Annotated in this window: 11 protein-coding genes; all 11 read left to right on the forward strand. The window is 46.6% G+C overall.

Features of this window, described 5'->3' with window-relative positions; translation table 11 throughout:
• Positions 1 to 13: 13 nt before the first annotated feature.
• The 11 genes from ALKIM_RS0111795 to ftsZ all read left to right on the forward strand — a co-directional run bounded on the left by ALKIM_RS0111795 (position 14) and on the right by ftsZ (position 14,127).
• Positions 14 to 388, forward strand: a complete 375-nt coding sequence (locus ALKIM_RS0111795; RefSeq protein ID WP_026474833.1) for an FtsL-like putative cell division protein — start codon at positions 14 to 16, stop codon at positions 386 to 388.
• A gap of 36 nt (positions 389 to 424) precedes the next feature.
• A complete protein-coding gene (locus ALKIM_RS0111800) occupies positions 425 to 2,515 on the forward strand; it encodes a penicillin-binding protein (RefSeq protein ID WP_235714410.1) in 2,091 nt (696 codons plus the stop codon).
• 10 nt (positions 2,516 to 2,525) lie between these two features.
• The gene (locus ALKIM_RS0111805) at positions 2,526 to 3,992 is read left to right on the forward strand and encodes a UDP-N-acetylmuramoyl-L-alanyl-D-glutamate--2,6-diaminopimelate ligase (protein WP_044117913.1); all 1,467 of its coding nucleotides are present in this window, start codon (positions 2,526 to 2,528) and stop codon (positions 3,990 to 3,992) included.
• Positions 3,993 to 4,037: 45 nt separating this feature from the next.
• Positions 4,038 to 5,267, forward strand: a complete 1,230-nt coding sequence (mraY, locus tag ALKIM_RS0111810; protein WP_026474836.1) for a phospho-N-acetylmuramoyl-pentapeptide-transferase — start codon at positions 4,038 to 4,040, stop codon at positions 5,265 to 5,267.
• A 5-nt stretch (positions 5,268 to 5,272) separates the two neighbouring features.
• Positions 5,273 to 6,607 carry a UDP-N-acetylmuramoyl-L-alanine--D-glutamate ligase gene (murD, locus tag ALKIM_RS0111815; protein ID WP_044118285.1) on the forward strand — a complete coding sequence of 445 codons (1,335 nt, stop codon included), beginning with the start codon at positions 5,273 to 5,275 and terminating at the stop codon, positions 6,605 to 6,607.
• A 1-nt stretch (position 6,608) separates the two neighbouring features.
• Positions 6,609 to 7,820 (forward strand): FtsW/RodA/SpoVE family cell cycle protein, encoded by a 1,212-nt coding sequence (locus ALKIM_RS0111820; protein ID WP_026474838.1) that lies wholly within the window; start codon positions 6,609 to 6,611, stop codon positions 7,818 to 7,820.
• Positions 7,821 to 7,825: 5 nt separating this feature from the next.
• Positions 7,826 to 8,920 (forward strand): undecaprenyldiphospho-muramoylpentapeptide beta-N-acetylglucosaminyltransferase, encoded by a 1,095-nt coding sequence (murG, locus tag ALKIM_RS0111825; protein WP_044117914.1) that lies wholly within the window; start codon positions 7,826 to 7,828, stop codon positions 8,918 to 8,920.
• A gap of 55 nt (positions 8,921 to 8,975) precedes the next feature.
• A complete protein-coding gene (gene murC / locus ALKIM_RS0111830; RefSeq protein ID WP_044117915.1) occupies positions 8,976 to 10,367 on the forward strand; it encodes a UDP-N-acetylmuramate--L-alanine ligase in 1,392 nt (463 codons plus the stop codon).
• Positions 10,368 to 10,474: 107 nt separating this feature from the next.
• On the forward strand, positions 10,475 to 11,206 hold the full coding sequence (locus ALKIM_RS0111835; RefSeq protein WP_026474841.1) for a cell division protein FtsQ/DivIB: 732 nt from the start codon (positions 10,475 to 10,477) through the stop codon (positions 11,204 to 11,206).
• 29 nt (positions 11,207 to 11,235) lie between these two features.
• Positions 11,236 to 12,588, forward strand: coding sequence for a cell division protein FtsA (gene ftsA / locus ALKIM_RS0111840; RefSeq protein WP_026474842.1), 1,353 nt, complete (start codon positions 11,236 to 11,238; stop codon positions 12,586 to 12,588).
• Between the two features lie 36 nt (positions 12,589 to 12,624).
• The gene (ftsZ, locus tag ALKIM_RS0111845; RefSeq protein WP_026474843.1) at positions 12,625 to 14,127 is read left to right on the forward strand and encodes a cell division protein FtsZ; all 1,503 of its coding nucleotides are present in this window, start codon (positions 12,625 to 12,627) and stop codon (positions 14,125 to 14,127) included.
• Positions 14,128 to 14,146: the final 19 nt, after the last annotated feature.

The raw sequence follows: 14,146 nt of genomic DNA on the forward strand, positions 1-14,146 counted from the left end.
TCAGTAATGTGATATGAGCAAAAATAAGAATATCAATGATTTTGATTCTGGTAAAGAAGCCATTCAGGATATTAAAGGCTATACTTTTAAGGACTTTATCAATGGGCAATATTTTAGCAGCGGCTCGCTGACAAAACACTGGCCATATTTGTTGTTTCTGGTTTTGCTGGCATTTATCTATATCAATAACCATTACAGCGTTGAGAAATTGTTGAAGGAGCAGGTAGCTCTTACTGCCGAAACGCAGGATTTGAAATATGAAGCCATCACTACTTCATCGGATTTGATGCAGATGAGTCGTCAGTCGGAAGTTGTACGGAGGGTGCAGGAAGCCGGATTGGGTTTGGAGGTGCTGAAAACACCACCTAGAGTTTTAAAAGTGGATTAACAGGGGAGGGAGTTTATGGCCATAAAAAGAAGCATAATGTTCAGGTTAGGGATTGTCTATCTCTTTTTCATTGGACTTGCTTTGTGGTTGTTGTTTGAGTTGATAGCGCTGAAGACTTTTGAAGCTGATAAATGGAAATCCAAATCCAGACAGGTCGAGCGCAGCGAGAATATTGTCGAACCCAATCGTGGTGACATTCTCGATATCAATGGTCGCAAGCTGGCATGCTCAGTGCCCAGCTATCGGCTCTATATGGATATGCTGGCCGAGGGTTTAACCGATGGGGTGTTCAATGCCAGCGTGGATTCTCTGTCCATTCAGCTTTCCCGTTTTTTTCGTGACAAAAGTGCCGCCGCCTATAAGCGTGAGCTGCAAGTAGCACGCCAGCAAGGACGCAGATACTACATGGTGCATCCGCGCCGTATATCCTATACCGAACTTCAGGTTGTAAAGGATTTTCCAATATTCAGGTTGGGACGAAATCGTGGTGGTTTTATCCCCGAGCAGTACGATCAACGCAAGCAGCCATTTGGCTCGCTGGCATCGCGAACCATAGGTAAACTCTTTGGCGAAAGTTCCAAAGGGGGCATGGTTGGACTTGAGCGTGCCTACGATGATGTGTTACGCGGAACTCCCGGAACCAGCGCAATGAAGCGCATCTCGGGTCGTTGGGTGCCCGAAGTGGTTGTGCCTCCGGTGGATGGTTTTGATTTGGTTACCACACTCGATATTGCCATTCAGGATGTGGCCGAACACGCTCTGCGCAATCAGCTCATCCGCCACGATGCCCATCACGGTGTGGCCATACTCATGGAGGTGCAGACTGGCGCCATCAAAGCCATCGTGAACCTTCACCGCCAAAGCCGGGGTGTGTATGTGGAGGATTATTTTAATTATGCCATTGGCGAATCTACAGAGCCGGGATCTACCTTCAAATTGGCAACCATGATGGCTGCGCTCGAAGATCGTGTGGTAAGGTTAACTGACAGCATCGACACAGGCAATGGGGCGCATCGCTTTTTCGACCGTATCATGCGGGATAGTCAACAGGGTGGGCACGGCCGATTGAGCATTCAGGAGGTGTTTGAAAAGTCGTCGAACATTGGCATTTCACGTATTATTTTTGAGAATTATAAAGATAACCCCCGACGGTTTGTGGATAGACTTTATGCCATGAGTTTAAATAAACCTTTAGGCATCGAAATCATTGGTGAAGCCAATCCGGTAATAAAATATCCGGGCGATAACTCATGGTCGGGTGTAACTTTGCCATGGATGTCCATTGGTTACGAAGTGCAGATGACGCCACTGCAAACACTCACTTTTTATAATGCAGTAGCCAACAGAGGTACCATGATGAAGCCGATGTTTGTGAAAGGACTGAGTCGCCATGGACGAATGGTGGAGCGTTATTCTCCGCATGTGTTGAATTCGTCCATCGCATCGCGTGAAACCATTGAAAAGGCCCACCAATTGTTAGTTGGTGTTGTGGAGCGCGGCACTGCAACGAACCTGCGTAACAGCCGCTACTCCATAGCAGGCAAAACCGGTACCGCACAGGTGGCCAAAGGCACACAAGGTTATCAGAGTGGCGGAGTAGAGTATCAGGCCTCTTTTGTGGGATATTTTCCTGCACATAAACCGCGCTATTCTTGTATCGTTGTGGTTACAGCGCCATCAAACAACGTCTATTATGGCAATGTGGTGGCAGGTGCTGTATTTAAAGAGATTGCTGACCGGGTGTATGCTTCAGGATATGGCTTTTTTGATCCGCCGGCAGCCGAAAAAGTTTTTACAAGTGAGGTATTTCCTTATTCAAAAGGTGGTACATTTGAAGATCTTACAACCATTTTTGAAACCCTTAATTTTCCTGTGAAGGAGAAGAACCCAATCAACGGCTGGGTATCTACGCAAGCTGGGGAGAGTGGTGTTGTTTTCAGAGCCAAACCGGTACCGTCTGGTCTGGTGCCTTCGGTTATTGGTATGGGTGCCAAAGATGCGGTGGCTCTTCTTGAGAATGCTGGTCTTAACGTTCATTTTCAGGGCGTGGGTCGGGTGGTCTCTCAATCCATTCAGGCTGGTGCGCCTGTGCGAAAAGGCAGTACAATTTTTTTGAGATTGGATTAACAAACCCTATATGAAGCAACTTAATCAATATCTTGAGGTTATTACACCCGTGGGTGTGTTGGGACAAACCAATGTGCCTGTCAGCGAAATCACTTTCGATTCCCGAAAAGCGGGTGACGGGAGCATGTTTGTGTCCATGCGTGGCGCCAGTGCCGACGGCCATGAGTTTATTCCAAAGGCCATTGAAGCCGGATGTAAGATAGTGGTTTGTGAGGCGGTTCCTGAAGTTACTTCGCCACAAGTAACTTATGTGCAAGTTGAAGATACAGCTGAGGCATTAGGCCTTCTGGCTGCTTTTCATTACGACTATCCTTCGCACGCCTTAAAATTAACTGGCGTTACCGGTACAAACGGAAAAACCACCATCGCCACTTTGCTCTACAGGCTCGCATTGGGCATGGGCTATAAAGCCGGTTTGTGCTCTACTGTGGCCAACTATGTGAATACAGAACGTATTGATACAATGCTTACAACCCCCGATGCGCTCACACTGCAACATTTGATGCGCCAAATGGTGGATGCTGGTTGTGACTATTGTTTTATGGAGGTGAGTTCGCACGCGGTGGTTCAAAAGCGTATTGCCGGATTGAGGTTTGCCGGTGGCATCTTCACCAATCTATCGCACGATCATCTGGATTATCATGGTACGTTTGATGCCTATCTGAAAGCCAAAAAAGGTTTTTTTGATGGATTGGAAAAATCTGCTTTTGCTCTTACCAATCTGGATGACAAAACCGGCCGTGTGATGCTTCAAAATTGTAATGCATCAAAACACACCTATTCCCATCGCGAAATGGCCAATTTCAAGGTGAAAGTTATTGAGAGTCTTTTTGAAGGGATGCATCTCGAGATGGACGGACGTGAGCTATGGACACCTTTTATTGGCATTTTTAATGCTTCAAACCTTGTGGCTGTTTATGGTGCAGCTATACTTCTGGGGTGGGACAAAGAACTGGTGTTAACTACACTTAGCACGCTTATGCCTGTTGATGGCCGATTTGAGACCATTCGTTCAGCTGGCGGTGTAACGGCTGTGGTGGATTATGCCCATACACCGGATGCGCTTACAAATGTGCTGGAAGCCATAAACCAAATTCGGCAGCCGGGTAATGAACTTATTACCGTGGTTGGTGCAGGCGGTAACCGGGACCCTTTCAAAAGGCCCGTGATGGCAGCCGAAGCTGTAAAGTACAGCTCACGTGTTATCCTCACATCCGACAACCCGCGTTTTGAAGACCCTGAGACCATTATCTCACAGATGATGGAGGGTGTAGTGTTTAAGGATCGTATCAAAGTTCTGTGCATCACCAACCGAAAGGAGGCGATTCGTACCGCCTGTACCATGGCCAGGCGTGGCGATGTGATTCTTATTGCCGGAAAGGGGCATGAAACCTATCAGGAAGTTAAAGGCGTGAGGACGCATTTTGACGATCGTGAAATTGTACGTGATTTTTTTAATCAAATCGATAATCAATAAAGTAAAGAATTCCAATCTGTAATCAACTAAACGATATTATCTGACATGCTTTTTTATTTATACGAATATCTGCAATCCATTAATTTTCCCGGAGCCGGAATGTTTCAGTATATCTCCTTCCGTTCGGGAATGGCAGTGATTTTAGCCCTGCTCATTGGCACAATCATGGGAAAAAGGGTGATTAAAATGCTGCAAAAGCAACAGATAGGAGAAGTTGTTCGTGACCTTGGTCTTGAGGGTCAGTATCAGAAGAAGGGTACACCAACCATGGGGGGGGTTATCATTATCACATCCATACTGATTCCGGTGCTACTGTTTGGCCGCTTGAACAATGTGTACGTCATTCTGATGATTGTGACTACCCTTTGGCTAGGTATAATCGGGTTTCTCGACGACTATATAAAGGTGTTCAAGAAAAATAAGGAGGGATTGGCCGGACGCTTCAAAATTATTGGGCAGGTAGGTCTTGGTGTGATTGTGGGTTTAACATTGTATTTCAACGAGGATGTGGTGGCACGTATCAAAACGCCTATTCCTGACCAGTATATTTCAACGGATGCCGGACAGCAGCCTGCCGTAAAAGTTGAGACCATAAAAGCACCGGTTACCAATGTGCCATTCTTTAAAAATAACCGCATTGATTATACCTCTTTCGTCGGCTTTCTGGGCGAAAAAGCCAAAAGTTGGGGATGGGTATTATTTGTACTGGTAGTCATTTTCATCATCACAGCCGTATCAAATGGCGCTAATATGACCGATGGCCTCGATGGACTGGCAACCGGGGTGTCATCCATCATTGGAGTCACCCTGGGAATATTTGCTTATGTCTCCGGACACGCCATTTATGCTGATTATCTAAACATTATGTTTATTCCACACTCTCAGGAGTTGGTGGTATTTATGAGTGCGTTTATAGGTGCATGTATCGGCTTCCTGTGGTACAATTCGTTTCCTGCACAGGTGTTTATGGGCGATACCGGAAGTCTTACAATCGGGGGTATCATTGCCGTTTTTGCCATTCTTATCCGCATCGAACTGCTCATTCCCATTCTATGTGGGGTTTTCCTCGTCGAAAACCTCTCGGTGATGATTCAGGTTTCCTGGTTCAAATATACCAAACGTAAGTATGGCGTAGGTCGAAGGGTATTTAAAATGGCTCCCTTACACCATCACTATCAACTAAAAGGATATACCGAATCAAAAATTGTGACCAGATTCTGGATTGTGAGTATCATTCTGGCTGTTTTAACCATTGTTACGCTTAAAATCAGATAATGCCAATGATAAAGGAGTTTGTCATACTGGGTGCAGGTGAAAGTGGCGTGGGAGCCGCTTTACTGGCAAAAGCGAAAGGCTTAAAGGTGTTTGTTTCCGATAAGGGTGATATTCCCCAAAAGTATCGCGACGAACTCATCTGCAATCACATTGATTTTGAAGAGGGCAAGCATTCCAATGAGCGCATTCTCAATGCAGCTGAGGTGGTTAAAAGTCCGGGCATTCCTGATTCAGCTCCTCTGGTGGTTGCCTTGCGTAACAAGGGTATTTCGGTAATCTCTGACATTGAGTTTGCCGGAAGGTTTTCAAAGGCGCACATGATTGGAATCACCGGCAGCAACGGAAAAACCACCACCACGCTGTGGTTGCATCACATCCTGACGTTATCCGGTTTGGATGCCGTGCTTTCTGGCAACGTTGGTGTGAGCCCCTGCCGTGAACTTGTGGCGCGCGATCCGGATGTTTTTGTGATGGAACTGAGCAGTTTTCAACTCGACAACATGTTCAAATTCAGAGTCAATACGGCCATCCTGACAAACATTACACCCGACCATCTGGATCGATATGATTATAAATTTGAGAATTACATACAGTCCAAATTTCGCATCCTTCAAAACCAAACAGAGGAGGATAGTTTCATTTGGTGTGCCGACGATCCGGTGGTGCAAAAGCATTTCGAGCGTAGCATGACTCCGGCAATTTCTCTGCCTTTCTCCTCGGATGATGATGGTGCAGCTTATGTTGATGGTCACGACCTGATAATTGCTGCCGATGAGCGCAGGGTGCGTATGCCGGTGGAAAAACTGGCGTTAAAAGGACGACACAATTTGTTTAACGCATTGGCTTCGGGTTTGGCTGCGCTTAAAGCGGGAGCCTCCCTTGAAGCCGTGATGCTGGGTCTTAGCACCTTTAAAGGGGTTGAGCACCGTTTGGAACATGCCGGAATAGTAGATGGCGTTACATATATAAACGATTCAAAAGCTACCAACGTGAATTCGGCCTGGTATGCGCTAGAGAGTATGGATAAACCGGTTATCTGGATTGCCGGTGGTACCGATAAGGGAAATGATTATGAGGAGTTGATGCCGCTTGTGAAAAGCAAGGTGAAGGCTCTGATTTGTATGGGCGTTGACAACAGCAAACTGATATCGGTTTTTGGGGAGGTGGTGCCGCAAGTTTGTGATACAAAAAGTATTGATGAGGCGCTCCAGCAGGCACGTGCCATAGCCAAATCCGGTGATGTGGTGCTTTTATCTCCTGCCTGTGCCAGTTTCGATCTGTTTCAGAATTATGAGCACCGTGGACGATTGTTTAAAGAGATTGTTATGCAAATGATGTGATATGGGAAATCTTTTTCGTAAATATGCCAAGGGTGATAGAGCTATATGGCTTGTTATAATAATCCTTTCAATAGCATCGCTTTTGTCGGTCTATAGTGCCACCGGATTTCTTGCATATAAATATCAGGGAGGTAACACCTCATATTACATGTTTAAGCAAATGGGCTCGCTGGCTTTTGGTATCGGCGTAATTCTGTTTGTGCACCGCATACCTTATGTGTGGATAGCTCGCTTTGCTTACATTGGACTCTATTTTTCGGTCTTTTTGCTGCTCATCACCTTGTTTTCGGGGGTAAACCTTAATAATGCCTCTCGTTGGCTCACCATACCGGGCATAGGCATTACTTTTCAGCCTTCCGAAATGGCCAAACTTGCTATCATTATTTATGTGGCTAAAATGCTGGCTCAGCATCAGAAGGAAGATGAACCTGCCAAAGAGGCTTTTTGGCCTTCAATGGTGCATGTGGTGTTGGTGGCAGGGCTTATTTTTACGGAAAACCTCTCAACCTCCCTGCTTGTGGTGGCTGTAACCGTGGCCATGATGTTTGTTGGGCGCGTGCCGTTTAAATATCTGGCAGGTACTGGTTTGGTTGCAATTGGCCTGGTGGCACTTTCCATAGTGATTGCTCCCAAAGTATCGTTCCTGCCCCGTGCCAAAACATGGTCTTCACGGGTAGAGCAATTCCTCAACCCCGAAAATGCAGAAAAATCATCTACCTATCAATCTGATCAGAGTAAGATCGCCATTGCCAGTGGTGGAATTTTTGGTAAAGGCCCTGGTAACAGCGTGCAGCGTAATTTCATTCCCCATCCATACAGTGATTTTATTTTTGCCATTATAGCCGAAGAGTACGGATTTTTTGGGGCTTTTATTATTATCATCTGTTATCTGTTGCTACTTGGACGCATTGGTACAATGGTGCGTGCCAGCAACCGCACATTTCCGGCCTTTATGGCATTTGGGTTGGGGCTGATGCTTGTGTCTCAGGCATTTGTTAATATGGGTGTAGCGGTGGGTATTTTTCCTGTTACGGGACAGCCCTTGCCGCTTGTGAGTCTTGGCACTACTTCTGTGCTCTTCACATGTGTGGCTTTTGGATTGATTTTGGGTGTGAGCCGTCACAATATGGAACAGGCCGATTTGGCCAGACAATCATCAAAAAAGGAGGCTGTGGATGAGGCTAGCCTTCAAACTAACGAAATTTCAGCTTGACGATTATGGTACCACGTATTATTATTAGCGGAGGAGGAACCGGAGGACATATTTTTCCGGCTATTTCAATTGCAGATGCGCTTAAACGGGAGATGCCCGATTGCGAACTGCTCTTTGTTGGTGCCAAAGGCCGTATGGAGATGGAGCGTGTGCCTGCTGCCGGTTATGAAATTGTTGGGCTGCCGGTTGCGGGGTTTCAAAGGCGTATTACTTGGAAGAACGTCACCTTCTTTTTTAAACTGGCGGCCAGTATGTTTCAGGCGAGGAAGGTGGTACGACACTTTAAGCCCAATGTGGTGGTGGGTGTTGGCGGATATGCCAGCGGGCCTGTTCTTAGGGCTGCTGCTGCGGCAGGCATTCCCACCGTTATCCAGGAACAAAACAGCTTTCCCGGAGTAACCAACAAGATTCTTGCGAAAAAGGCGGCTGCCATTTGTGTGGCTTATCACGGCATGGAGCGGTTCTTTCCGGCTCAAAAAATCATACTGACAGGGAATCCGGTCCGCAGTAATTTGTTAGATACAGTGAACCGTACTGAGGCCTATGCCCATTTCAACCTTAATCCGGATTACAAAACCATCCTGGTTGTGGGTGGAAGTCTCGGTGCTGGTAGCATCAATCGTGGAATGATTGAGTGTATTGGCATGCTCAAGGATGAACCGATACAAGTGATATGGCAAACTGGTAAATTCTACTTTTACAAGTTGCAGGCCGAATTGGCTGTTATGTACCTATCCAATGTTCATGCAATGCCCTTTATTCAGCGAATGGATCTGGCTTACGCTGTGGCCGATGTTGTGGTGTCGCGCGCAGGGGCAGGAACAATCAGCGAGCTTGCTCTCTTGGGCAAGGCATCTGTTTTGGTACCATCGCCCAACGTGTCAGAAGATCATCAGACCAAAAACGCCATGGCACTGGTAGATGCCGGTGCTGCTGTTTTGGTAAAGGATGCTGATGCGTTTGAGAAACTCTTACCCGCAGCAGTAGAGCTGCTTGGTGACAGTCATCGCATCGAAATGCTTCAGCAAAACATCAAACAGTTTGCCCGACCCAATGCAGATGCTGACATCGCCCATGAAGTAATGAGGTTGTTAAAGTAGTGGATTGCTCAAGGTTCTTGTTTTTGGGTAAACGTTTTAATGCTAATGATATAGGATGATTGAACAGGAAAAAATAGAGCGTGTCTGGTTCATAGGGATAGGGGGCATTGGAATGAGTGCCATTGCCAGGTATTTTCACATGAAGGGAATTCTGGTGGCCGGTTACGATCGCACACCTTCGGTAGTGACTGAAGCCCTTGAACAGGAAGGTGTTTCAGTGGTATTTAACGATGCCTGTGAATTAATCGATGAGGTTTTTCGTGACGCTTCAACCACACTCGTTGTGTACACTCCTGCAGTGGAACATTCCCAAAAACAGCTGGTTTGGTTTCGGGAAAATGGTTTTTCCGTGCTGAAGCGCGCCGAAGTTTTGGGGCTCATAACCCGTGAAAGCAAGGCTATATGTATTGCCGGAACGCATGGTAAAACTACCATTTCTACCATAACCACCCATCTTTTTCGTCAAAGCCGCCAAGGTTGTACGGCTTTTCTGGGTGGAATATCAAAAAATTATGCCACCAACTTTTTGTGGGATGGCAACTCCCCATTCACCGTGCTCGAAGCCGATGAATTCGACCGTTCATTCCTGAGGCTGAACCCTGCGTCAGCCCTCGTTTCTGCTGTTGATCCTGACCATCTCGACATATATGGCGACCGGGAGAGTTTTAGACAAGCTTTTATCGATTTTGGCCGTAAAATCTGTAAAAACGGATGCCTCGTGGTCAATGCCGCACTAACAGTTGATTGGCAACTGGCAGAAGGGGTAAAAGTTTACACCTATTCGGCTGCTCAAAAGGCCGATTTTTATGCCACCGATATCAGGATGGAGGATGGATATTATGTTTTTACCCTTGTGACACCAGAAGACAAAATAGAGAATTTAAAGATGGGAGTTCCGGGATTGTTAAATGTTGAGAATGCTGTTGGGGCGGCTGCTCTCGCACTTATCAACGGTGTATTGCCCGACGAGATTCAGGAGGCTCTTCCGTTGTTCAGCGGCATCGCCCGCCGTTTCGAGACGCATATCAATACGGGTGATTTAATCTATATCGATGATTATGCCCACCATCCTGAAGAGATTCGGGCTACTGTTAACAGTGTGAGGGCAATGTATCCCAACCACCGCATCACTGGCATCTTTCAACCTCATTTATATAGCCGTACCAAGGATTTTGCAAAAGAATTTGCCGTGGCTCTGGAGTTGTTGGATGAGCTTTTTTTGCTGGATATCTATCCGGCGAGGGAACTGCCTGTGGCGGGGGTCGATTCGGCATTAATTGGCAGCGATGTGAGACGCATACCGGTTCATTTATGCTCCAAAGAACTTTTGCCGGAAATGCTGTCGCTGCAACTGCCGCAAGTGTTCTTATCGATGGGGGCTGGCGACATCGACCGGGAAGTGGCTGCCATCAAGAAACGCTTAATGTCGTTAATCAATAAAATGTAGTTGTTCAAAAAAGATTGGAAGTTGTTGATAAATAATGCGATTGTTGTTTAAGGTAATCGTATTGAAATGTATATATTTAAACGGGGAAAGGGATTTTGTTCAGTACAATGAGGCGGATCGCTAACATATTGAAATGGGTATTGTTGCTGGGGTATTTTCCGGTAATGCTTGCCTTTGTGTCTGCAAGCAACCGGGCAGTAATCTGCTCCGATGTTCGGGTGGTGGTTCGGGATAGTCTGGAAACCGGATTTATCACGGCTGCCGAAATTCGTAGATCCATACTCAACCAGTATCCTGATTTGCTCGGTTCGCGCATGCAGGGGCTGAATATGAACGAAATGGAGGCTTTTGTCAGTAAGAGTAGTTTTGTGCGCAATTGCCAGATTTTTAACTCGCCATCAGGGGTGTTAAATGTGGTGGTAAAGCAGCATCAACCTATTTTGCGTGTGTTTGCATCTGATGGAACCTATTATCTTGACGAGTCCGGCCGAAAAATTCCGGTGTCAAAAAGATTCTCGGCCCGGGTATTGGTGGCCAATGGAAATATACCTGCCGATAGAACCGATTTGGTGAGAGTGGCTGGATTAATTGATTCTGATCCCTTTTGGAAGGCACAGATGGAGCAGATTTACATAAGGCGAAACAACGATTATGTGCTGGTGCCCAGAGTGGGGGATCAGCTGATACTTCTTGGCAAACCCGAAAAGGTGGAAGAGAAGCTCCGAAACCTCAGAGCCTTATATGACAGAGGGCTCGACCCACGCGAATGGAACAATTATCAGTTGATAAACCTTAAGTACGAAGGACAGGTGATATGTTCACGCAAACGCGATTTTTAATGTAATGACAATTCTGAACAACGAGTAATATGAATCAGGAATCAAAAATTATTGCTGCCATTGACATTGGAACGACCAAAGTTGTTGCCGTTGTTGGACGTAAGCATGCCAATGGCCAGATTCAGGTGCTGGGCATCGAAAAGGCGCTTTCAACCGGTGTCAAACGGGGCGTTATTCTTAATATTGAGGAGACGGTGAATGCCATTCGGCAAGCTGTTTCCGGACTCGAAGCCCGTCTTGAAATGCGTATTTCCGATGTCTATGTTGGCATGGCCGGATACTCCATGAAAAGTATTACCAATCGTTGTTATCGCTTCATCGACCCCAATGATGAAATTACCACTTTTGATTTGGAGCAGCTGCTCAGCGATAGCCATCGCATATCATTGGAACCCGGCGAAAAGGTGATTCATGTGATTCCGCAGGAGTATAGTGTGGACAATGAGATGGGAGAGAAGAATCCGGTGGGTATGTTTGGTCACAGACTCGAAGGCAATTTCCATGTGGTTATTGGCCGTATGGCGTCGCTTAAAAATATTGAAAAGTGCATCCATCGTGCCGGCTTGCGACTAATGGGTGTCATACTGGAACCATTGGCCTCCTCCTACGGTGTGTTGTCTGAAGAGGAGATGGAGGCCGGTGTGGTCATGATTGATATAGGCGGCGGCACCACTGATTTTGCACTCTACTACGATGGAATTATCCGTCATACTGCTGTAATCCCATTCGGAGGTAACGTGGTAACCAACGACATCAAGGAGGGCTGCTCAGTACTTACCAAACAAGCCGAATCACTTAAAGTGCAATTTGGCTCTGCCATGGGCAGTATGGCACGCGAAGATATGGTTGTGGCAATTCCCGGCATGGCAGGATGGGAGCCAAAAGAGATATCATTCCGAAATTTGGCCTGTATCATTCAGGCTCGTATGGAGGAGATTATCGAGTATGTGATGCATCACATCGAACTGTCGGGGTATTACGATAAGTTGGGAGCCGGCATTGTGGTTACCGGAGGTGGCTCATTGCTCAAGAATCTGGCTCCACTCATTAAGCTAAAAACCGGACTCGATGTGCGCATGGGTTGTCCGGATAAATTTCTTGCGCCCGAAAAGATTCCCGGCCAGGAGATGGCACTCTATTCAACGTCAGTTGGTCTGTTGGTAAGTGCGGGCGTTTACGCGTCAAACCGTGCGGTTGAACAAAAATTGTTTGATACCCCTGAAGAGGAGGTGAAGAAACAGGCATCGGTTAAAAAACAGGTAAAACAAAAAGCGCCCAGAGTGAGAGAGGGAAGGGAAGGCAAATATACTACCGGCGATTTATTTGATAATTTCAAAAAGACCATTGCCGGTATCTTTGACGAGAAAGATGTTGAAATGTAGTATCACCGGCATCCTGATGGCCTAAATGTAAAGCGTATGACAGAGGATTTGATGAATTTTGAGATTCCGGGGCACCGTTCTTCAATCATAAAAGTAATTGGTGTAGGTGGAGGTGGCAGTAATGCGGTAAATTACATGTACAGCCTTGGTATCAAGGATGTAAACTTTGTTGTATGCAACACCGACGCACAGGCGCTGGCAAATAGTCAGGTTCCCATCAAAGTGAGGCTTGGCGAAACTCTTACCGAAGGCCGTGGCGCCGGCAACCGCCCTGAAAGAGGCAAGCAGGCTGCCATTGAAAGTGTGCAGGAGATAGCACGCGTGTTGGAGGACAATACCAAAATGGTATTTATCACAGCTGGGATGGGCGGTGGTACAGGCACCGGTGCCGCTCCAATAATCGCTAAAACGGCCAAGGAGATGGGCATTCTTACAGTGGGTATTGTAACAATCCCTTTCCGCTTCGAGGGCATGGTTCGCGTTAATCAGGCCATTGATGGTATCACCGAGATGGAGAAGTATGTGGATTCTCTCCTTATCATCAACAATGAGAAATTGCGCGAGATGTATGGCGACCTGAAGCTAAGCAATGCCTTTGCCAAAGCCGATAATGTGTTGGCTACCGCAGCAAAGGGAATCGCTGAAATCATCACTGTTCACGGTTACATCAACGTGGACTTTGCCGATGTGGAAACGGTCATGAAGGACAGCGGCGTGGCAATCATGGGTTCAGGTACCGGCGTGGGTGAGTATAGGGCCATCGATGCCATTCAGGCAGCACTGGAGTCTCCCTTGCTCAATAACAATAACATCAAAGGCGCCAGCAACATATTGCTTAATATCACTTCCGGTATAGATGAGATTACCATGGATGAGGTAGGGCAGATAACAGATTATGTACAAGAGGTGGTGGGGCATTCTGCATCCATTATTTGGGGTACCGGATTGGATGAGTCGCTTAAGGATGAGGTGGTGGTAACCATTATTGCCACCGGATTTGATTACAATCACATGATGGTAGAGGCCTCAGCTGCTGTAGCGGAGAAAAAAATCACCCGCCTCGAAATGGACGTGGAAGGTAATCTTCGTACACCTATTAGTTATACTGAGGACAGCGAGCCGGACGAGGAGTTTGATATGACTGATTTACCGCCACGTGTGGTACGTTTTAACGACATCGACAAGGAGAAAGAGAAGCGTATTAGCATGCTTTATGGCGATTCAGGCAAAGAGGAGAAAAGGGATAAAATTAAGGAGGATGACTTTTTTACCCTACCTGCTGATGCCGAAGCACAGGTTTTTATCAGAAAACCTGATGGATTAATGGTACAGGTTGATCCGGATGATTTGATGGATGAAAAGCGTATCGAGGAAATAGAGAATATTCCGGCCTATAAACGTCGTAAGGCCATCACTGGCTCGGATACTGTGGCGAAAACTGACAGTAATAAGGTTTCCAGGTTCTCTATCTCTGACAATGGCTCCGGAAAACCTAAAATAAGTCCAAACAACCGCTTCTTGCACGACAATGTAGACTAAGGCAAGTCTGTGCCTGTTC

Source organism: Alkaliflexus imshenetskii DSM 15055 (genome assembly GCF_000517065.1).
In the GTDB taxonomy this organism is placed as follows: domain Bacteria; phylum Bacteroidota; class Bacteroidia; order Bacteroidales; family Marinilabiliaceae; genus Alkaliflexus; species Alkaliflexus imshenetskii.